A 20,636-nucleotide genomic window follows, 5' to 3' on the forward strand; every position below is an offset into this window, starting at 1 on the left:
TGTGCACCTTGGTGAAGGCGACGGCTGCTGGTGGGGTCATGAGCTGGTGGTCCTTTCGTCACTGTGGGGGGCGGTGGCCGGCCGGGGCGGCCGCAGGATGTCGACGACGGCGCTGGACCAGCTGAATCCGGCGCCGACACCCATCAGCAGGACCCGGTCCCCGGCCCCCAGGCGTCCGGTCCTGACGAGCCGGTCCAGGCCCGCCAGTTGGTCGCCCGCGCCGAGGTGGCCGACGGTGCGGGCCCAGTCCCAGGTGGTCCGCGCCTCGTCGACGCGGAGCTTGGTCAGGAAGTTGGCGGCGAGCCTGCGGTGCCCGAAGTGGGGCAGCACGAAGTGGTCGATCTCACCGAGTTCGGCCTCCGCGTCGGCCAACGCCTGCTTCAGGGCGCGCTGTTGGCCGGCCTGGCTGCGGGCGATCGTCGACGCCATGCCGGTGCGGGAGAGGAACGCCCGCTGTCCCGCGCGGAGTTCGACGGTGGGGCGCAGTGCGCCCGGCGCGTCGCCGAACGGGTCGTCGCCGCGGTGCATCCCCTCCAGTTCGGGGTCGCTCACCACGCTCACCGGGTGCAGCCTGGCGAAGCCGTCCTGGTTGTCGAGGACCCAGGCGGCGGCCCCGTCGGCGAAGACGGTGCCGGGGTCGCTGTGCCAGCGGTCGAACGCGGGCGCGGCGAACCGGTCCCCGGCCGCGACGACGGCGGCGGCGCGCGAGGACGCCGCCCTGAGCCGGTCGCTCGCCAGGGCCAGGGCCGCCATGCCGCCGTTGGACAACTGGCGTATCTCGACGGCGGGGCAGTCGTTGCCGAGCGCGACGCGCTGCACGTACGAGGCCGGGGCCCACATGTCGTGGCCCTGGTACCAGACGTTCGCGTACAGCAGCAGGTCGATCTCGTGGGGCAGCGCCCCGGAGTGCCGCATCGCCTCGGCCACGGCGCGCGCGGCCATCTCGGGTGCGGGCACGTCGTCGGAGACGGTGGCGGACTCGATCTTCGTCGGGGCCAGTTCGGCGACCCCGCACAGTCCGCGCCGGGCCGCCTCGGCCGTGGTGAGCCTGGGCGGCAGCCAGCTTCCGGTGCCGCTGAGGTAGATGCCGTCGGATCCCATGGGGTCAGCGTGCGGGCGGCCGCTCGAATCCGGCTCGACCGGCGGGCGGCGCTCCCGGCGGTCCACCGGGGCTCCAGTCGGCCGGGGCAGGGTGCCGCGCGACCCGAACTGTCCGTGCGCGTAGACGCGAGTGAAGAGGTACGCCGTGACCAGCACCGTCAACCGAGCCGGGCCCCGCCTGCTGCTGTGGGCCGCCCCCGACGACATCGCCGAGAAGGACCTGCGCGAGGAGCTGGCAGCGCTGCTGCGCGCGGCGCCGGAGGACGGCGGCCTCGCCGCGGTCGCCGACACCTGGCCGCCGGCCGCGGGCGAGGGCCCGGTGCGCGGGGCGCTGGTCGCCGCCGGGCGGGACGAGGCGCTCGCCGCGCTCGGCGGGACAGGGCCGGGGCTGTACGCGCCCCGGCATCCGGACGCGGCGCGGCCGGTGACGCTGCTGCTCGCGGGACAGGGCGCGCAGCAGCCGGGGATGGCGAGCGGCCTGTACGGGGTCGAGCCGGCGTTCACCGAGGCGATGGACGCCTACTTCGAGGTGCACGGCGGGGACGGCGCGTCGCTCCGCGACACGTGGCTGGCCGCGCGGCCGGGACCCGGGCTCGACGACATCGCGCTGGCCCAGCCGCTCCTGTTCGCCGTCGGGCACGCGGTGGGGCGGATGCTGCTCGGCTGGGGTGTGCGGCCGGGGGCGCTGCTCGGGCACAGCGTCGGGGAGGTCGCGGCGGCGACGCTCGCCGGGGTGTTCCGGCTCGACGAGGCGGCGCGGGTGATGGCCGAGCGGATCGAGCAGCTCGGGGCGACACCGCCCGGCGGGATGCTGGCGGTGGCCGCCTCCGCGGACCAGGTGCGGCCGTACGTGTCGGGGCCGCTCGCCATCGGCGCGGTGAACGGGCCGCGGCAGTCGATGCTGGCCGGCCCCGATCCCGAACTGCTGCTGGCGGAGCGGGCGTTGCGGCGGGACGGGTTCACGGTGCGGCGGGCCAGGGCGACCACGGCGTTCCACAGCCCGGCCGTGGCCGACGCGGCGGCGCTGGCCGAGCCGACGCTGCGGCGGATCGGGCCGCGGGCGCCCGCGCTGCGCATCGTCTCCGCGTACACCGCCGGTGAACTCGGGGCCGAGCAGGCCCGGTCGGCGCGGTTCTGGGCGATGCAGCCCGCTGAGCCGGTGCTGTTCGGGCCCGCGCTGGACGCGCTGCTGGGCTCGGGTGACCAGTTGCTGATCGACGGGGGGCCCGCGCAGAGTCTCGCCGCGATCGCCCGTCGGCATCGGGCCGTCACGGAGGGCGGCAGCTCGGTGGGGGCGCTGTTGCCTGCCCGGCGCAAGGGGGGCGGCGACGATGTCCGGGCCGCGCTCTCGGGCGCGGCCCGCCTGTGGTCCGAGGGCCAGGCCCTCGACCCCGCGGCGGTGCATCACCTGGGCTGACGGAGGCGCGTCGTCGTCTGCGGGTGGGTGGTGGCTGGTCGCGCAGTTCCCCGCGCCCCTGAAAGATCCGCATCTGCCCCATTGCTGCTTCGTCGCTATCCGACGGCCGGTGGGGGCTGGTCGCGCAGTTCCCCGCGCCCCTGAGGCATGCGCTGCGCGCAGCCTCCCTGAGCGAGCGGAGCTCGCTTCAGGGGCGCGGGGAACTGCGCGGCCCGCCCCCACCGGGCCCGCGGACGAACACGAAGAAGCCCGGCCCCGTCTCGACAGGGGGCCGGGCTTCAACCGGGCTCAGGCGGCAGCCACGTTGCGGCGAACCTTGTTCAGGTGGTCGAGACCGGCGACCAGCCGGTCACGGTCACCCACGAAATCGACCAGGCACGCGATCTCGTCCGCACCCGCGTCCCGCACCTTCGTGGCCACGTCCGTGCACTCGTCCACCGACCCGATGAGCGACGTCCCGGCGAGATACCGGTTGATGCCGAGTTCGGCGACCCGGCGCCGCCCGTCCTCGCTCGCCATCAGCGGATTCCCGGTGCGGCCACCGCTCATCGAGCCGCCCGCGTCGACCGCGCGGGTCTCCAGGTCGAGGGCGGTGAGGAGGTACCGCTTCAGCCAGGGCACCGCCACCTCACGGGCCTCCTCGGTGGTGGGCGCCACGTACGTGTGCATCATGACGGTGACCTTGCCGGTGCCACCGACGCCGTTCGCCTCGAACTCCTCGCGGTAGGCGCGGATGTTCTCGCGCAGCACCCCGAGGTCCTGGTTCTCCAGGTGGGTCAGGACGTGTGTGCCGAGCCGTCCGGCCTGCCGGAACGTGGCCTCGCTGCGGGACGCGGTCAGCCAGATCGGCAGGTCGTTCTGGACGGGGCGCGGGAACAGGTCGAGGGTGACCTCGGTGCCGCGCGGGTTCTCGCCGGTCCAGGTGCCCTCGCGCCAGGCCCGCCGGATGGCCTGGACGTCGTCGGTGACCCGCTGCCTGCGGGTCTCGTAGGCGTCCTTGGCGAGCACGAAGTCGTTGACGTTCCAGCCGGAGCCGATCGAGATGCCCGCGCGTCCGCCGGACATGCTGTCGACCATCGCGAAGTCCTCGACGACGCGCGCCGGGTGGTGCAGCGGCGTGACGACGCTGCCGGCCCGGATCTGGATGTTCTCGGTGACGGCGGCGACGGCCGCGGAGCTGACCGCCGGGTTGGGGAAGGCGCCGCCGAAGCGGTGGAAGTGCCGCTCGGGCGTGGAGACGAAGGCGAAGCCGAGCTCGTCGGCGCGGCGGGAGGCGTCCAGCATCATCCGGTACGTGTCGGCGGCCTCGTCGCCCACGGCCGCGAAGAAGAAGATCCCGAAGTCGAACGCGCCTGCCGCGTCGCCTGCGTTGTCCGTCATGTCCATCATCTGGTCCTCATTTCTGGGCTGCGAGGCCCGCGTGCGCGGCGGGCAGGACGTAGCGGTCGAGGACCGCGCGGTAGTAGTCGGGGCCGAAGCCGAGCAGGTCCGCCTCGGGGACGAGGCGGCGCAGGCGGCCGGTGTCCACGGTGTGCGCCCCGCGCACCTGGACGTAGGAGCGTTCGGCGGGCAGGCCGAGCCGCGCCTGGAGGTGGTCGACGATGCGCTCGACGGGGACGGCGGCGCCGGAGGCCACGTTCACCGTCGTGCGCGGTCCGCACCGCGGCAGCAGCAGGTCGACCAGGTGCACGAGGTCGTCGATGCCGATGAGGTCGCGGGCGGCGCCCCGGTGCAACGTGACATGTCCCGTGGCGAGTTGGGCGATCAGCGTCGGCAGCAACTGGTGCGCGGGCTGGCCGGGGCCGACGACATGGCTCAGGCGCAGGATCACGTGGTCCGCGCCGGACGCGGCGAGTTCCTCCTCCAGATCCCGCTTGTGCCGGCCGTACGGGGTCTGCGGCACGACGGCCTCGTCCTCGCGTCCCGCGCCGCCGGACCCCGCGTACATCCCGGAGGAGGCGGTGGAGAAGAAGACGAGCCGGCGGCCCGCCTCCCGGCAGCGTGCCGCCGTCTCCCGCAGCAGGTCGGCCTCCCTGCGGAACTGGGCGACCGAGGTGTCGGAGGCGCAGGACACCCCGGCGGCCAGCACCGTCGTACGCGGATGCCGGTCCCGCTCGATCGACCGCAGGTGGGCGGCGAGGAAGCCGCGCCCGATGATCTCCATCGGTCAGTACGTCCCTTCGGGCAGGCGGAGGTCGGCGCCGGTGCCCGCGCGGGCGCGGTCCCGGATGTCGTCGAGCAGCCGGGCCTGGCGCACGATCGCCGGGTCCGGAACCGCCCCGCCCTGACGTACGGCTTCCGCGAACGACCGTACGGACAGGGCGAACTGGACCGCGGGGGCGACGGTGCGCTCGGTCGTCGTGCCGTCGCCGTGCTCGATCAGGACCACGGCGGGCCGGTCCTCGGGCGGGGTGAAGGCGCGGTCCAGGCGGATGCGGCCCCGGCTGCCGACGACCTCGTAGCGGCTGCGGTAGGCGTCGGCCATGCCGAAGGACAGCTGCGCGGTGACCCCTTCGGGGGTGGCGAGGAGCGCGGCGCCGCCGGTGTCGACGTCGTGCTCCGCGTCGTGGCGGAGCACCGAGCCGACGACCCGCAGCGCGTCGCCGAGGTGGAGCTGGGCGGCGCGCAGCGGGTACACGCCGAGGTCGAGCAGGGCGCCGCCGCCGAGGCCCGGCCGGTAGCGGATGTCGTCGGGCGCGAACGGCGGCACGCGGAACTCCGCGGTGAACGAGCGCGGTTCACCGATGACGCCGTCCGCGAGCAGTTCGCTCACCAGGGCGTGCTGCGGATGGTGCAGGAACATGAAGTTCTCGGCGAGGTGCAGCCCGGCCCGCCGTGCCTGCGCGCTGAGCGCGGCCGCCTGTGCGGCGGTGGTGGCCAGCGGCTTCTCGGCGAGGACGTGCTTGCCCGCGGCGAGCGCGCGGCCGATCCACTCGGCGTGCAGTGCGGTGGGCAGCGGTATGTAGACGGCGTCGATGTCGTCGCGGGCGAGGAGACGCTCGTACCCCTCGACGGCCTCGATGCCGAAGCGGCCCGCGAACTCCTCGGCCCGCGCCAGGTCCCGGCTCGCCACCGCGACCGGGACCGCCTCGGCGACCTGCCGCATCGCGGGCAGCATCCGCCGCCCGGCGATGGCGGCGCAGCCGAGGATCCCGAACCGGACCGGCGTCATGACAGGCTCCGCAGGCAGGCGATGAGCGTCCGGGCCTCCACGTCGAGGAAGTTGCCGTAGCCGAGGAGTTCGTGGAGCTGGTGCGCGGCGACCCACTGGAAGCCGTCGGGGACGTCGACGGGGTGGTCGTCGGCGGCGATCAGGGCGTACCGGTTCTCCGCGTGGTGGAAGCGGCCGCCCTCCTCGGAGTGCACGACGTCGTACAGGACCCGGGCGCGGTCCCCCGCGAGGGCCTGCTGCACCTCGCGCAGGTACGGCGGCGGCACCACGTAGTTGACGGGATCGCACTGCACGGTGGGGGCCAGTTCGGCGACGCTGTGCGCGCCCGCCTCGACGCGGGCCCGGGCGAGGACGTGCCGGACGCCCGCGATCTCCTTGACCAGGAAGGCGGCGAGACCGCGGCGGGCGGGGGCGAGCAGGGGCTGCGTCCAGGACGCCACCTCGCGGCCCGTGGCCCGTACGTCGACGGCGACGACACGGAAGTAGCGGCCGTCGTCGTGGGCGATCTCGGTGTCGGTGCGGTGCCAGCCGCCCTCGTACGCCGCCGTCAACGGGACGAGGCGGCGCACCAGTTCGCGTCGGGCGCGGGTCTCGGTGAGGGCGCTGAGCACCTCGGCCGTGGAGTGCAGGGCGAAGGCGCCGCGGGCCGGTTCGGTGGGGACGACCGACAGGACGGTGCGGGAGTCCATGTTGATCAGGTTGTCCTCGGCGAGCAGCCGGTGCAGCTGGCCGAGGGTGAGCCAGACGAAGTCCTCGTGCGGCTCGATGTCGTCGTGGGTCTCGACGACCATGTTGCGGTTGCGCTTGGCCAGGAACCACGATCCCTGCTCGGACTGGAGGCCGTCGGCGAGGACCCGGGTGGTGCGGCCGGGGCCGAAGTGCTCCAGGTAGCGGATCGCCGAACCCTTGTGCACGCCCGTGTAGTTGGAGCGGGTGGCCTGCACGGTGGGCGACAGCTGGAGCGAGTTGATGTTGCCCGGCTCCATCTTGGCCTGCATCAGGAAGTGCAGGACGCCGTCGAACTCCCGGGCCAGCAGGCCGAGCAGGCCGATCTCCGGCTGGTTGATGACGGGCTGGACCCAGCTGCCGCCGTGCTCCGCGTCGGTGCGGACCGCGAGGCCCTCGACGGAGAAGAAGCGGCCGCTGTCGTGCACGAGGTTCCCGGTGTCCCGCGCGAACCCCCAGCCGGCGAGCTCGGCGAACGGGATCTCCGTCACCGAGAAGCGGTGCGCCGCGGAGCGCCCCGCGAACCAGGCGCGGACGTCGTCCACGGAGCCCGCCACCCCTTCGGTGGCCGCGGCGGACACCGCGAACCGCTGTGCGGTGTCCGCGGTCCTGGCGAGCCGGGCGGTGGGGACGTCGAGCATGTTCTCCTCCTGAATCTGGTGCCGGAAGGTGCGGGGAGGTGCGGGGAAGGTGCCGGAGAGCGCGGGACGCGGGGCGGCGCCGGCCTGCTCAGCCGACGAGTTGTTCGAGCAGCGGGACGACCGCGGCGGGTGTCGCCTGCGCGGCGATCCGTTCGGCCAGGGCGGTGGCGCTCTTGGCCCACACCGGCTCGTCGAGCAGGTCCCGGACGGCCCGGACCACGTCGTCCGTGCCGGATTCGCCGGGCAGCAGCCGCTGTCCCGCGTCCTGGGCGACGAGCCACTCCGCGTTGGCGAACTGGTCGGCGGTCTGCGGCAGCACGAGCTGCGGCACCCCGTGGACGGCGGTGGTCAGGGTCGAGCCCATGCCGGCGTGGCTGATCACCACGTCGCAGGCGGGGGCGACGAGTTCGAGCGGCAGCCAGCCGGCCGCGCGCACCCCTGGCGGCAGCGGGTCCCAGCGCCGGGCCACCGCCTCGTCGACGGCGACCACGACCTCCAGGCCCTCGCCGGTGAGCGCGTCCATGAGGCCCGCCAGACGCCCGGGGAAGTCGAGGCGGCCGATGGTGGGCAGCATGCTGCCGAGGGTGAGGCAGACCCGGGGGCGGGTGCGCGGGCCGAGCGCCCAGTCGGGCTGAACGGCGCGGCCGGTGTAGGGGACGTAGCGCAGGGCGGTGGCGTCCTGCGCGGGGTCGGGGCGCAGGGTGAGCGTGCGCGTGGGCCGGGGCAGTTCGCCGCCGAGACCCAACTCGGCGAGTTCCGGTGCGAGTTCGGTTCGGGCGCCGATGCGGTACTCGGGCATCGGGGACAGCCAGTCGACGCGTACGGAGGGCAGCCCGCGGGCGGCCGCGGCCAGCTGTCCCGCGTACTCGGTCGCCTCGCTGACCACCAGGTCGGGGCGCCAGTCGTCGATCAGCGCGAGCGTGCCGGGCAGGGTGGCGGCGGCGAGCCGTCCCCAGCCGTGGCCGCTGTGCACCAGGCGCTCGGTGCGGGTCGCGGTGTCCGGCGGCGGCGGGATCCTCGCGCCCGTCCGGTCGTGGAACATGAAGCGGCCGAAGGGGAGTTCACCGGCGGTGGGGGCCACCGGCAGGCCGGCCGCGGTGACGGTGGGCGCGAAGTCGGCGGGTGCCGCGATCCGCACCTCGTGCCCGGCGGCGCGCAGCGCCCAGGCGAGCGGCACCAGCGGGAAGAAGTGGCCGCACAGCGGCCCGGTCCCGATCAGGACGCGCATCACGCACCGTCCTTGAGCGGCTTCCACCACTGCGGGTTGTCCCGGTACCACTGCACGGTCGCGGCGAGCCCGGTCGCGAAGTCGGTCCGCGGCTCGTAGCCGAGCTCGGCGCGGATCTTGCTGTCGTCGAGCGCGTACCGCAGGTCGTGTCCCTTGCGGTCGGCGACCTTGCGGATCATCGAGCGGTCGGCGCCCAGCAGGTCGAGGAGCCGGTCGGTGATCTCGGTGTTGCTGCGTCCGTCGCCGCCGCCGACGTTGTAGATCTCGCCGCCGCGGCCCTTGGTGAGGGCCAGGTGCAGGGCGTGGCAGTGGTCGTCGACGTGCAGCCACTCGCGGATGTTGGCGCCGTCGCCGTACAGCGGCACCGGCACACCGGTGAGCAGGTTCGTGGTGAACAGCGGGATCAGCTTCTCGACGTGCTGGTAGGGCCCGTAGTTGTTGGAGCAGCGGGTGACGGACACGTCCAGGCCGTGGGTGCGGGCGTAGGAGCGGGCGATCAGGTCGCTGGCCGCCTTGGACGCGGCGTAGGGCGAGTTGGGCAGCAGCGGCCACTCCTCGGTCCACGCGCCCTCGCTGATCGACCCGTACACCTCGTCGGTGGAGACGTGCAGGACGCGGGCGACGCCCGAGCGGTGGGCGGCCTCCAGGACGGCCTGGGTGCCGCCGACGTTGGTGCGCACGAACTCGGCGGCGCCCTCCAGGGAGCGGTCGACGTGCGACTCGGCGGCGAAGTGCACCACCGCGTCGTGGCCGGGCAGCAGGTCGAGCAGGAGCGGCAGGTCGCAGATGTCGCCCTGGACGAAGTCGAGCCGGTCGTGGGCGGCGGGCAGGTTGTCGCGGTTTCCCGCGTACGTGAGCTTGTCGAGGACGGTGACGTGCGCGTCCTCGGCGCCCGCGTACCCGCCGGCCAGGAGCGTGCGGACGTAGTGCGATCCGATGAAGCCGGCCCCGCCGGTGACGAGGATTCTCATGCCGTCCTGCCTTCGTGAGTGCGGACCGGAAGTGCGCGTGACGCCGGCATCAGGCCGCCACCTCCACGCTGGTGTGGTCGCCGATGACCAGCCGGTGCCGGATGCTGTCCACGCCGTCGAAACCGGCGCTGGTGACGTTCGCCGCGCGGCCGATGAGCGAGCCGTGGATGCCGTGCACCCCGCGCACCGACACCCCGTCGAGAGCGATCGAGTACTCCAGGCCCGCCCCGGCCAGCAGGCAGTCCCGGCCGACGGAGGTGTGCGGCCCGATCCGGGAGTCGCTCACCACACTGCCCGCCCCGACGATCAGCGGTCCGGTCAGCTGCGAGCGCACGACCTGGGCGCCGGGTTCGATGACGACGGGGCCCACCAGGACGGAGGCGTCGTCGACCTCGCCCTGCACTCGCGGGGTCAGCCCGTCGAGGTACTCGCGGTTGCACTCGAGTACGTCCTCGAAGCGGCCGGTGTCCTTCCAGTAGCCGTGGTAGCGCTCGGCGTCCACGGTGTGCCCCTGTTCCAGGAGCCACTGGAGCGCGTCGGTGATCTCCAGCTCGCCGCGGGCGCTCGGCTCGATGGCGGCCACGGCCTCGTGCACGGCCGGCGTGAAGAAGTACACGCCGATGAGCGCGAGGTCGCTGCGCGGTTCCTTGGGCTTCTCGACCAGGCGGGAGACCCGCCCGTCGGCGTCCAGCTCCACCACGCCGAACGCGCTGGGGTCGGGCACCTTGACGGTGACGACCTGGGCGGCGGGGCGGCGGGTACGGAACCGGTCGGCCTGATCGCGCAGGCCGCCGAGCAGCATGTTGTCGCCGAGGTACATGAGGAAGTCGTCGTCGCCGAGGAAGCCGGCGGCCACGGTCACGGTGTGGGCGAGGCCGAGCGGCCGTTCCTGCGGGATGTAGGTGATCCGCAGGCCGAGCGCGCTGCCGTCGCCGACGATGGCGCGGATCTCGTCGCTGCGGTCGCCGACGATGATGCCGACCTCCGTGACGCCGGCGTCCTTGATGTTGTCGAGGCAGTGCAGCAGCACCGGCCGGTTGGCGATCGGTATGAGCTGTTTGGGCATCGAATAGCTGAAGGGGCGCAGGCGCGTGCCCGTCCCTCCGGCCAGCACCAGGGCCTTCATGGTCCCTCCTCGGTCCGCGAACGGTTCGGGCCTTGACCCTGGGCCCCGGTGGTGGAACCTGCCTCGATCCGCGCCTGACGAGGACCCGGGCCCGACGAACCGGGCGGGCGTCAGTCGCTCAGCACCAGGGGGACACCCGCGCCGGGCCGCTCCAGGGCCGGGTCGGCGTCGAGGATGGCCTGCTGGACCTGTTGCAGGCGGCGCGACGGCTCCAGGCCGAACTCGTCGATGAGGGTGTCGCGCAGCTTGCGGTACACGTCGAGGGCCTGCCACTGCCGCCCGGTGCGGTACAGGGCGACCATGAAGTGCGCGTGCAGGTTCTCGTGCCAGGGGTGCTGGGTGGCGAGGACCGACAGTTCGCCGAGGACCGAGTAGTGCCGGCCGAGCAGCAGGTCCGCCTCGATGCGGGACTCCAGGACGACGAGCCGGCTCTCTTCGAGGCGGGTCTGCTCGACGGCGAGCCGCGGCCCCGCGGCGACGTCGGCGAGTGCGGGGCCGCGCCACACGTCGAGCGCCTCGCTCAGCAGGGCGGCGGCCTTCTCCGGGGCGCCGCCGTCCAGCGCCTGCCGGCCGCGCGCGGCGAGCCTCTCGTAGGCGTGCACGTCGACGTCCTCGGGCCGGGCGTCGATCAGATAGCCGTTGTAGCGGCTGCGCAGCACGTCCTTGGCGGTGCGGCCGCGGTCCCCGTCGAGGGCGCCCTCCAGCTGCCTGCGCAGCTGCAGGATGTAGGTCTGCAGGGTGGTGGAGGCGCTGCGCGGCGGGGCCTCGCCCCACAGCTCCTCCATCAGTACGGGCACGGACACCACTTGTCCTACGTTCAGCGCCATCATGGCGAACACCTGGCGCGGCTTGCTCGCGGTGGGCACGACGCAGACGTCGCGCACCCGCCCGTCCAGCGGTCCCAGAACCTTGATCTCCACGGTGCGTCTCCCCGTCGTTGAAGCGTGGATCAGGATGCGCCTCAGCGTGGGCCGGTCGACGGCGCCGGACCAGTGACGTCGACCCGGGCCGCGTATGAACTCCACCGGGCCCGGGATGTGTTCCTTTCATGTGCGACCCGTGAAGCCAGCACTGGTGGCCAGGCCGGGAACGGAAAGAGACTGTGACCACAGCGACACCAGCACAGCCGGCACCGCCAGCAGGACCCAGCCGAATCACGGCGACTCAAGACTTCTCATGACAGCGGAGTGAACCGATGAATCTCGACAGCACCGCCGTTGCCCCTGCCGCCCTGGCCACCCAGCCCCAGGACCTGATCCTCATCGACGAGCTGGACCAGTGGACGGTGCCCGCGTCCGCTCAGCAGGCACAGACCTGGATCTGCCTCCGGGAGGACCGCAGCGCATGACCGTCGCAGGGGGGACGACATCTTCGACGGAACCGACGGAGCGTCATGTGCTCGGTTTCGTACGGCACATGAGACCTGAGGTGGTCCCGGGAGTGGCCACCTTCCTGTTCTCGGAACGAGGGGTGACGGCGCTGCAGGCGCCGGCCCTGGAGCGGCTCGCGCCGCTGCTCGCCGACGGCGCCGACCTGGCGACGCTGCACCGGCACAGCGCGGCGGGCGACGCCCCGGCCGACCAGGTCGTGGGGCAGCTGGCGCGGCGCGGCCTGGTGCGGCACCGCGACGCCGGCCCCGCCGGGGACCGGCCGGAGCTCGCGTACTGGGAGTCGGCGGGCCTGGACGCCGCGCAGGTGGTGGACCGGATCGCGCACGCCCAGGTCAGGCTGGTGAGCGCGGGGGCCGCCGACGGGACGGCGGTCCGCGCGGCCCTGCTCGGCGCGGGTCTGAGCGTGGCCGGCGCGGGCAGCGACCCGGCGTCCGCCGATCTGACGGTCGTGGTCTGCGACGACTACCTGGCCGACGACCTGGCCCGGATCGACGCGGCGCAACGCGCCGCGGGCGCCCCGTGGTTGCTCGCCAAGCCGGGCGGCTCGATGCTCTGGATCGGCCCGGTGCTGCAGCCCGGCACGGGGGGCTGCTGGCACTGTCTCGCGCACCGTCTGTGGGGGCACCGCGGCGCGGAGGCGTATGTGCAGGAGCGGCTCGGCCGGCGCGGCCCGGTACCGCGCCCCGCGGCGTCGCTGCCCGGACTCGGGGGTGCGGGTGCCCAGTTGGTGGCGCATGCGGCGGCCCGCTGGATCGGCGGCCACCGGGCGCCCGACCAGTCGGCGGTGTGGACGCTCGACACGCTCACCATGGCGGGCCGCCACCACGAACTGCGCGCCCGGCCGCAGTGCCCGCACTGCGGCGACCCGGGACTGATGGCCCGACAGGCCGACAGGCCCGTCGAGTTCACCTCCCGGCGCAAGGCCATGGACGGCGGCAGCGGGCACCGCTCGCGGACCCCGCAGGAGGTGCTCACCGCGTACGGGCATCTGGTCAGCCCGGTGACCGGGGTGGTCAAGGAGATACGCCGGGTCCGCCAGGGCCCCGCCTCCCTCAACTCCTTTGTCGCGGGCTCGAACTCGGCGGCGGGCAGCAACAGTCTGCAGTCCCTGCGGGCCGGGCTGCGCTGCGCCAACGGCGGCAAGGGCACCACCCCGCTGCACGCCGAGGTGAGCGCGCTGTGCGAGGCCCTGGAGCGGCACTCAGGCCACTTCCACGGTGACGAGCGCGTCGTGCGGGCCACCCTGCGCGCGCTCGGTGACGCGGCCGTGCACCCGGACACGTGCCAGCTCTACGACCCGCGGCAGTTCGCGGGGCGCGCGGACTGGAACGCCGGGCACTCCCTCTTCCAGCAGGTGCCCGAGGTGTTCGACGAGGGCGCCGAGGTCGACTGGACGCCGGTGTGGTCGGTGACCGGGAACCGGCACCGCTATGTGCCGACGTCGATGCTCTACTACAACACCCCTGATTCCACCGCCGGTTCGGCGTTCTTCCGCGCCGACTCCAACGGGGCCGCGGCCGGAACCAGCCTGGAGGACGCCGTGCTGCAGGGCTTCCTCGAGCTGGTCGAGCGGGACGCCGTGGCGCTGTGGTGGTACAACCGCAGCCGGCTGCCGGGCATCGACCTGGAGTCCTGCGAGGACCCGTTCACCGCCGAGTTCCGCTCGGTGCACGCCTCCCTGAACCGGGAGACATGGGCCCTCGACCTCACCTCCGACCTGGGCATCCCGGTCGTGGCGGCCTTCTCCCGGCGCACCGACAAGGCGGCCGAGGACATCACGTTCGGCTTCGGCGCGCACTTCGACCCGCGGATCGCGCTGCGCCGCGCGCTGACCGAGGTGAACCAGCTGCTCCCCGCGGTCGTCGAGGCCCGCCCCGACGGCACCGGCTACACCTGCGACGACCCGGAGGCGATGCGCTGGTGGACGACGGCCACGACCGCCGACCAGCCCTATCTGCTGCCGGATCCGGACGTACCCGCCCGTCGTGGCGCCGACGTGCCCTACACGCCGTACGACGATCTCGCCCAGGACCTGGACGCCGTACGGCAGTTGTGCGACCGGCACGGCCTGGAGCTTCTGGTCCTCGACCAGACGCGGCCGGACATCGGGCTGCCCGTGGTCAAGGTGATCGTCCCCGGGCTGCGGCACTTCTGGGCCCGGTTCGCGCCGGGGCGGCTGTACGACGTCCCGGTCGCGCTGGGCCGCAGGGCTGAGCCGGTCCCCTATGAACTGCTGAACCCGGTACCGCTGTTCGTCTGAGATCACCTACGGTCATCGCAGCTTCACGACTACCCCATTCCTCACACAAGTTGGCTAGTATCGCTCGCCGGGGCGGCTTGACCTTCGCCCGGAATCACTGAGTTGAGCGTGTCGGCGAGGGGGGCCTGTGACCGCACAGACGGTGGATGCTTCAGGGGATCCGGCGGTACGACACTTCGGCCCGGGGAACGACGCGAGTCAGCTCGCGCCGCGGCTGGCGAAGACCGTCGTCAGCGTCGTGATCTGCGGCCTGTGCCTGATCGCCTTCCTGAACACGATCGCGGCCCGGCCGGGAATCGGCTGGGCCGCACTGAGCCTGCTGTGCATGGCGGTGCTGCTCTCTCTGCACCTGGCGCACTTCACCCGGTACGCGCCGCTGCTCAACTCCCGCTGGCGGATACCGATCTTCCTGCTCAAGGCGGTCAGCGCGTTCGCGCCACTGCTGGCCTTCCGGCAGACCTGGGTCGGCATGCCGGGCTTCATCGCGGGGGACGCGCTCCTGATCATCGGTGACACCTGGTGCTGGGTCGTGTTCGGCGGCGTGGTCGCCACCATGGGCGGCATCCAGTGGATGTTCACCCCGGACCTGGCCGACACCGCGTACACGGCGGTCTCCACCGGCCTGACCGGGCTCATCGTCTACGGCCTGTTCCGGCTCACCGACATGGTCGCGGAGGTGCACCGGGCCCGCATGGTCATGGCCGAGATGGCCGTCGCCGAGGAGCGGCTGCGCTTCGCCCGCGACCTGCACGACCTGCTCGGGTACAGCCTGTCCGCCATCTCCCTCAAGAGCGAGCTGACCCGGCGGCTGATCGGCCACGACGCCGAGCGGGCCGCGGCCGAGCTCACCGACATCGTCGACATCTCCCGGCAGGCCCTGACCGACGTACGCGAAGTGGCCAGCCAGTACCGGGACCTGTCGCTCGACGCCGAGACCCGCTCGGCCCGCTCGGTGCTGGCCGCGGCCGGTATCGAGGTCACCATGGCGGTGGTGCACGGCTCGCTGCCCGACCGGGTGGGCACGGTCCTCGCGACGGTGCTGCGCGAGGGCGTGACGAACGTGCTCGGGCACAGCAAGGCCGAGCACTGCTCGATCACCATCCGGCAGGAGGCCGGTGCCGTGTCGATCACCATCGTCAACGACGGCATCCAGCCCGAGCCCGCCGGAGTGCCCACCCGGCACGGTCTGGGCCTGGCGAGCCTGACCTCGCGCGTCGAGGCCCAGGGCGGCCTGCTGACCTCCGGCACCCTGGACCCCACGCACTTCCGCATCCACGCGGAGATCCCGCTCGGGAAGGCGGCGCTCACCCCGCGCGAGGCGGAGGCCCCCGCCCTGACCGACGATCAAGCCCTTGAGGCGCGCTGACCGCCCCCTCCGTACGCCGTCGTTCGCGCCGCCTCACTCGTAGCCGAACATCCGGCACACCGCCTCGTCCAGGACCGCCCGCCGGGGCTCCATCACACCTCCCGTCCCCGAGTCGTACAGCGCGACCGCCGCGATGTGCCGGCCCCGCACCCAGTGCGTGGCGAAGCTCCACTCCTCCCCCGCGCCCGCAGCCCGGGGCACGCCGTCCGCGCTCAGCAGCCGGGGCAGTCCGTCCTCGGCGCCGAAGCAGAACCCGTTGAAGGCGAACCGGAGGCCCTGCCCGATCGCCTTGGTGTACGCCTCCTTCAGCGTCCAGAACCGCACCAGCGCCTCGCCCCGCTCCGCCTCCGGCAGCGACAGCAGGTACTCCTGCTCCCACGGGGTGCAGATGTGCGGCGGCGCCTGACCGCTGACCAGGGTCCGGTCGGCCTGTTCCACGTCGACCCCCATCACGCCCCGGGTGGTGATCCCGACCAGCAGGATCTCCTCGGTGTGGCTGAGGGTGATGTCGACCTGCCCGTACCCGCGCAGATAGGGCCGCCCGCTGGGGGTGACGCTCAGCTCCAGGAGTTCGGCGGGGGTGCCGAGGACCGCGCCGGCCGCCTCCTTCAGCAGGATCCGCGACGCCACGAACCGGCGGCGGATCGCCTCGTTCGTCAGCGCCGCGTACCGGGGCCACTCGCCGCCGAGCAGCCGCCGCAGCCGCGGGCCGTTGCGGCCCGTGTCCGTGCTCCACCCGTCGTCGTCGGCCCGGCCGTCGATGCCGGGCCGGCCGCCGCCGCCCGGCCATTCGTCGAGCATGGCGACCAGCAGCGCGCTTCCACTGCGGACCACCTCGTCGCGCACCTGGGTCCACGGCCCCCGCGGCCCCTCGATGTACAGCGGCCGCCGCAGCGCCGCCGACGCGGACCTGGACTCCATCGAACCTCCTGGTGATGCGGGGAATGCGGGAAACGCGAGGGACGCGGGGAGCCCGGCGGGCTCGCTCACCCCGCGAGCTCCATGCCGTACAGGTCGTAGCTGCGCGCCTGTTCGCCGCGGTCGAGGGCCTGGGTCTCGACGGGCTCCCGGTGGTCCCGGCCCACGGCGGGCACTTTGATCCCGAGCCGTCGGCAGATCCGCGCGAGCGTGACCACCAGCCATCCCGGTCCCGACAGGAACGGGTCGTCGCCGCGTCCGTGCCGCCACGCCCCGACCACGGCGCCCGCCGCGAGCACCAGCATGTAGCGGTCGGCCAGCGCGAAGGCCCGCGGATCGGCGGAGTCGGCCCGCCCGTCCAGGCACGCGGCCCGCAGGTCCCGCAGCTCCTGGGCCAGCACCCCGACGAGCGGCCGCGCCTCGTCCGGTACGTCGTCGGCGGCGGCCGTGAGTTCGGCGGTGAGGCGGTCGCCGGCCCGCCCGGTGACCGGCAGCGGGGCGAGCGGCGGCAGGTCGTCGTCCGGCCGGAACAGGGCGGCCGGGGCCGGGTCCTCCCGCAGCCAGACCCGTGCGGCGAGCGCGGGCAGGCGCGGCACGACGATGGAGTGGAACACCGAGGCTCCGGCGTGCCCGCCGGACAGGGCGGGCAGATCGCGCAGGTGCTTCTCGAACAGGCCGTGCCCCGAGTCCCGTTCGAAGAGCCGGCCGCCGAACACCACCGACAGGTCGTTCAGCGTCTCGCCGAGGATGCGGGGCACGAGCGTGGCCGCGGCGGCGGTGTACAGCGCGGCCTCCTCGGGGAGCAGATGGACCGCCCGGGTCGCGGCGAGCGCCAGGCAGTCGCAGAGCAGCAGGTCGGCGAAGGCGTCGGCGAACCGGCCGCGGACCCGCCGGGTGCCCGCCCCGCTGTACGCCACCTGCCCCTCGGCGAAGGCGTACCGGACCGCCATGCGCAGCGCCGCGTCCGCCGTGCCGAGCGCCATCGACGCCCGTACGCCGTGGATGAGCGGGATCACCGAGAGCGCCTGGGTCAGTCCGCTGCCCGCCGCGCCGATCAGGGCCGTCGCGGGTGCCCGCAGCCCCTCGAACACGGCGCCGTCGACGGTCAACGCCCTCAGTCCGGCGGCGGGTTGGCGTCCCACGAGCAGCAGTTCGCCGCGCTTGCGGGCGGTCCCGGCGTCCAGGAGGGCCGCGGACCAGTCGGGGCGCGCCTCGCCCGAGTCGGCGCAGACCACGAGGGCGTCGGCGAGGGCCACGCAGGGGATGACCGCCTTCCGCCCGGACACCGCGAGGCCGCCGCCGGCCGGGTCCCTGCGGATCCGGATCCGGTTCTGGGTGAGGCCGTTGGCCTGGGCGAACTCCGGCGGCGCCATCGCGATGCGACCGCCGCGCAGCAGCAGCGCGGCGAGTTCGTCCCGCTGCCGCCGCTCCCCCGCGAACCAGATGTGCGCCGCCGCCGCGAACTGGCCGATGCCCAGGCCGAGTCCGAGGGCGGCGTCCCTGCGGGCGACGGAGCGCAGGATGCGCGCGAGGACGTCCGTACGCGCGAAGCGTCCGCCGTGCTCGACCGGCACCAGTTCGGCGCCGAGTCCCGCGGCGTCGAGCAGTTCCGCCGCTCCCGGCGGCAGTCGGGCCTCGCGGTCGGCGGCCACGACCGCGGGCCGGGCGAGCGGGCCCGCCGGGTCCGCGGGATCGCCGAGCGCCGCCTCGAACGCGGCGACCCTCCGCCCGGTCTCCGCCCTCGGGCCGGCCGCGACCGTCGGCGCCGCGCCCATCAGCGCTCCACCCGGCCGACATCGGCCAACTGCCGGTTCAGCGCCAACTCGACCTCGGACAGCGGGACTTCGGGGCAGAGCCGCTCGGGGTGCCCGGCCGGCGGGCTGGACGGGGCGCGCGGCGCGTCCTCCCGTCCGAAGGGGGCCATCCACAGGGCGCCCATCGCCATGAAGCTGCGTCCGGTGCCGCGCGCCGCCGCCCAGGCGGCGCGCCGGACCATCTCCCACAAAGTGACCTGCATACCAGCCTCCAGTCGGCACCACGGTTGCTCGGGTCCCGACAGGCTGGGCAGGGGTACTCGATCCCCGCTCCAGCCGCGCTAAGACGGCAGGGCGGAGCCCCGGAGAAAGCCCTGGTCCCCCGGTTTTCCATTTCGCACACGCGTGTGGACTTTGCGGCTACTCTTCGGACAACGGATTCCGGACATCACGGGGGGACATGGTGATACGGATTCTCCTGGCCGAAGACATGCACATGGTGCGGGGCGCCCTGGTGGCGCTGCTCGGTATGGAGGACGACATCGAGGTCGTGGCCGAGGTCGACAACGGCTCGGCGGTGCTGCCCGAGGCGCTCGAGCACAAACCCGATGTGGCGGTTCTGGACATCGACCTGCCCGGTCTCGACGGGCTGTCCGCCGCGCAGTCGCTCCACGAGCGGCTGCCCGGCTGTCGCACTCTGATCCTGACCAGTCTCGGCAAGCCCGGCATGCTGCGCCGGGCGCTGAAGGCCAAGGTCAGCGGCTTCATCCTGAAGGACGCGCCGCCCACGCAGCTGGCCCAGGCCATCCGCCGCGTCGCCGCGGGCGAGCGGGTCGTGGACCCGGATCTCGCCGTCGCCGCCTGGGAGGAGGCCGAATCGCCGCTCACCGAGCGCGAGTTGGACGTCCTGCGGATGGCTGCCAAGGGGGCCGAGGCGCCGGAGATCGCCCGCGAGCTGTTCCTGTCCGTCGGCACGGTGCGCAACTACCTGACGACGATCGCCACCAAGCTGAACGCCCGCAATCGGGTGGACGCCATCCGCATAGCGGACGACCGCGGTCTGCTCCTGTGAGCACGAACCAGCCATGAGGTGACGTACGTTCACGCGGACTCGGCCTCCTCGTCCGCGGCGACGCCGACGACGGTGGCCGCGACCGTGGACTCGATCCGCCAGTCCAGGCCGAGCAGCCGCGCGTCGGCGTCGATGTCCAGCATCGTGAGCGGCGCGATCGCGAGCCCCAGCGTCGCCGCGACCAGGCCCATGGTCTGCACGGCGGCGCCGGCGGACCGCAGCACGAGCGCGTAGCCCGGCCCGGCCAGCTTGGTGTCGACCTGGTCGAAGCGGGCGGTGAGGGTGACGAGGACCGCGGGCGTGCGGGTCAGCCGCGCGCCGACGGCGGCGTGCTCCAGGACCTCGTGCAGGGCGTCGTCGTCGCTGGTGACGAGGACGAGGCTGTGGTCGTCCCGGTCGTAGCGGTAGATGCCGGGCGTCAGGTCCGCGCACTGGGTCACGCTCAGGTACAGCTCCAGCGGGCAGCAGCTGCCGGAGTCGGCGCGGGCCGCGTGGAAGAGCAGCTCGGCGAGCTGGCTCCTGCTGGGTCCGCGGGCCCCGAACTCCCTTCGCTCCCTGGCCCGTTCGAGGAGATCCGCGAGGGCGGGCCCTGCGCCGGTGCGCTGGGGCGGGCGGGGCAGCGCGACCCGGTGCTGTCCGGTCTCGTCGGGGCGGGCGCGGGCGTGGTCACGGCCGGTGCGGTGCCGTACCGCCCCGAAGTCGTGGTCGTGCCGACCGAGGGTGCTGCGGGTGTGGAACAGCAGGTCCACGGGGACCCAGGCGGTCAGCGCGTCGTCCAGCTCCTCGCCGAACGGCTCGTGCGCGGAGCGCGCCACGTCGATGAGCCCGGCGGCGACGAGCAGTCCGAGGACGCGCCGTACCGCGTCGAGGCCGAGGCCGGTGGCGCCGGCCGCCGCCTCCGCGGTCGTGGCCCGGCCCACGGCGCCGATCAGGGCCACCGCCCGTCCGTCGTCGAGGCGCGCGCGGTACAGGGACAGCGGCGACTCCATGACGAATCCGTCGTCGGTGGAGCGCAGTGAGGTGAACCGCGAGAGCCGCACCGGGGTCTGCGGGCCGAGCATCCCGGCCGCGCCTTCCACGGGCAGCGATTCGGCGCGCGGGGACATCGCCACCAGGCCGAGCAGCGGCGTCGTGCCGTCCTCGAACTGCAGGCCGCACTCCAGGAGCGGCCGGATCCGGTCGACCAGGACGGTCAGTTCGTCCGTGTCCGCGGCCCCGGGCACGTTGGCCAGCTGCACCGGTCCGAAGCTCATCCGGCGCAGCGCCTCGCGCACCACCCGGCCGGGCCGCTCGATCCGCTCCACGCCCCACCGGTGGTGCAGCAGCACGTCGTCGCCGCTGTCCCCGGACTCCAGGTGGGTGCCCGGCCGCAGCGACCACAGCGTCAGCAGGCGACCGTGGTCACTTGTGCGGCTGGCTGGCGTCGTCATGAGGTCTCCACGGGCAGGGGTGCTGACCTGTCGAGTCTGTGGTCGGCGGACGCCGCGTGACAG

Annotated in this window: 18 protein-coding genes; 5 read left to right on the forward strand and 13 right to left on the reverse strand. The window is 73.7% G+C overall.

Annotated elements, in window-relative coordinates:
- Positions 1 to 36: 36 nt before the first annotated feature.
- A complete protein-coding gene (locus tag B072_RS0119240) occupies positions 37 to 1,101 on the reverse strand; it encodes a ketoacyl-ACP synthase III family protein (protein ID WP_043244306.1) in 1,065 nt (354 codons plus the stop codon).
- A gap of 145 nt (positions 1,102 to 1,246) precedes the next feature.
- On the opposite strand from B072_RS0119240, the gene B072_RS43505 reads away from it, so the two are divergent.
- Entirely contained in the window at positions 1,247 to 2,518 is a 1,272-nt protein-coding gene (locus tag B072_RS43505) for an acyltransferase domain-containing protein (RefSeq protein ID WP_018531600.1), read from the forward strand.
- Between the two features lie 288 nt (positions 2,519 to 2,806).
- Here the strand turns inward: B072_RS43505 and B072_RS0119250 are convergent, their stop codons facing one another.
- From B072_RS0119250 to B072_RS0119285, 8 genes are all read right to left on the reverse strand, one after another.
- Positions 2,807 to 3,898: a MupA/Atu3671 family FMN-dependent luciferase-like monooxygenase gene (locus B072_RS0119250; protein WP_234018881.1), complete on the reverse strand. Its 1,092-nt coding sequence runs from the start codon at positions 3,896 to 3,898 to the stop codon at positions 2,807 to 2,809.
- A 16-nt stretch (positions 3,899 to 3,914) separates the two neighbouring features.
- Complete coding sequence (locus B072_RS0119255; RefSeq protein WP_018531602.1) at positions 3,915 to 4,682, reverse strand: NAD-dependent epimerase/dehydratase family protein; 768 nt, start codon at positions 4,680 to 4,682, stop codon at positions 3,915 to 3,917.
- Between the two features lie 3 nt (positions 4,683 to 4,685).
- Complete coding sequence (locus B072_RS0119260) at positions 4,686 to 5,690, reverse strand: Gfo/Idh/MocA family protein (protein ID WP_018531603.1); 1,005 nt, start codon at positions 5,688 to 5,690, stop codon at positions 4,686 to 4,688.
- Complete coding sequence (locus B072_RS0119265) at positions 5,687 to 7,057, reverse strand: NDP-hexose 2,3-dehydratase family protein (RefSeq protein WP_018531604.1); 1,371 nt, start codon at positions 7,055 to 7,057, stop codon at positions 5,687 to 5,689. Before B072_RS0119265 ends, B072_RS0119260 begins: the two co-directional genes overlap by 4 nt.
- Positions 7,058 to 7,145: 88 nt before the next feature.
- A complete protein-coding gene (locus tag B072_RS0119270; protein WP_018531605.1) occupies positions 7,146 to 8,285 on the reverse strand; it encodes a nucleotide disphospho-sugar-binding domain-containing protein in 1,140 nt (379 codons plus the stop codon).
- Positions 8,285 to 9,256: a dTDP-glucose 4,6-dehydratase gene (gene rfbB / locus B072_RS0119275; RefSeq protein WP_018531606.1), complete on the reverse strand. Its 972-nt coding sequence runs from the start codon at positions 9,254 to 9,256 to the stop codon at positions 8,285 to 8,287. The genes B072_RS0119270 and rfbB overlap by 1 nt, the downstream gene beginning before the upstream one ends.
- A gap of 49 nt (positions 9,257 to 9,305) precedes the next feature.
- Positions 9,306 to 10,382: a glucose-1-phosphate thymidylyltransferase gene (locus tag B072_RS0119280; protein WP_018531607.1), complete on the reverse strand. Its 1,077-nt coding sequence runs from the start codon at positions 10,380 to 10,382 to the stop codon at positions 9,306 to 9,308.
- Between the two features lie 110 nt (positions 10,383 to 10,492).
- Positions 10,493 to 11,302, reverse strand: coding sequence for an AfsR/SARP family transcriptional regulator (locus B072_RS0119285; protein ID WP_018531608.1), 810 nt, complete (start codon positions 11,300 to 11,302; stop codon positions 10,493 to 10,495).
- A 275-nt stretch (positions 11,303 to 11,577) separates the two neighbouring features.
- On the opposite strand from B072_RS0119285, the gene B072_RS48235 reads away from it, so the two are divergent.
- From B072_RS48235 to B072_RS43510, 3 genes are all read left to right on the forward strand, one after another.
- Complete coding sequence (locus tag B072_RS48235) at positions 11,578 to 11,730, forward strand: hypothetical protein (protein WP_018531609.1); 153 nt, start codon at positions 11,578 to 11,580, stop codon at positions 11,728 to 11,730.
- Positions 11,727 to 14,033 carry a TOMM precursor leader peptide-binding protein gene (locus B072_RS0119295; RefSeq protein ID WP_026246031.1) on the forward strand — a complete coding sequence of 769 codons (2,307 nt, stop codon included), beginning with the start codon at positions 11,727 to 11,729 and terminating at the stop codon, positions 14,031 to 14,033. The genes B072_RS48235 and B072_RS0119295 overlap by 4 nt, the downstream gene beginning before the upstream one ends.
- 127 nt (positions 14,034 to 14,160) lie before the next feature.
- Positions 14,161 to 15,399 (forward strand): sensor histidine kinase, encoded by a 1,239-nt coding sequence (locus tag B072_RS43510; RefSeq protein WP_018531611.1) that lies wholly within the window; start codon positions 14,161 to 14,163, stop codon positions 15,397 to 15,399.
- Positions 15,400 to 15,432: 33 nt separating this feature from the next.
- Here the strand turns inward: B072_RS43510 and B072_RS0119305 are convergent, their stop codons facing one another.
- From B072_RS0119305 to B072_RS43515, 3 genes are all read right to left on the reverse strand, one after another.
- Positions 15,433 to 16,320, reverse strand: coding sequence for a 4'-phosphopantetheinyl transferase family protein (locus tag B072_RS0119305; protein WP_018531612.1), 888 nt, complete (start codon positions 16,318 to 16,320; stop codon positions 15,433 to 15,435).
- Positions 16,321 to 16,385: 65 nt separating this feature from the next.
- Entirely contained in the window at positions 16,386 to 18,092 is a 1,707-nt protein-coding gene (locus tag B072_RS48240) for an acyl-CoA dehydrogenase family protein (protein ID WP_018531613.1), read from the reverse strand.
- Positions 18,092 to 18,334, reverse strand: a complete 243-nt coding sequence (locus tag B072_RS43515; RefSeq protein WP_018531614.1) for a DUF6059 family protein — start codon at positions 18,332 to 18,334, stop codon at positions 18,092 to 18,094. The genes B072_RS48240 and B072_RS43515 overlap by 1 nt, the downstream gene beginning before the upstream one ends.
- Before the next feature lie 197 nt (positions 18,335 to 18,531).
- Between B072_RS43515 and B072_RS0119320 the strand changes: the two genes are divergently transcribed.
- The gene (locus B072_RS0119320; protein ID WP_018531615.1) at positions 18,532 to 19,143 is read left to right on the forward strand and encodes a response regulator transcription factor; all 612 of its coding nucleotides are present in this window, start codon (positions 18,532 to 18,534) and stop codon (positions 19,141 to 19,143) included.
- 29 nt (positions 19,144 to 19,172) lie between these two features.
- Here B072_RS0119320 and B072_RS0119325 read toward each other — a convergent pair whose 3' ends face one another.
- On the reverse strand, positions 19,173 to 20,573 hold the full coding sequence (locus B072_RS0119325; RefSeq protein WP_018531616.1) for a SagB family peptide dehydrogenase: 1,401 nt from the start codon (positions 20,571 to 20,573) through the stop codon (positions 19,173 to 19,175).
- Positions 20,574 to 20,636: the final 63 nt, after the last annotated feature.

The sequence above is a fragment of the Streptomyces sp. HmicA12 genome, assembly GCF_000373565.1.
Taxonomy (GTDB): Bacteria; Actinomycetota; Actinomycetes; order Streptomycetales; family Streptomycetaceae; genus Streptomyces.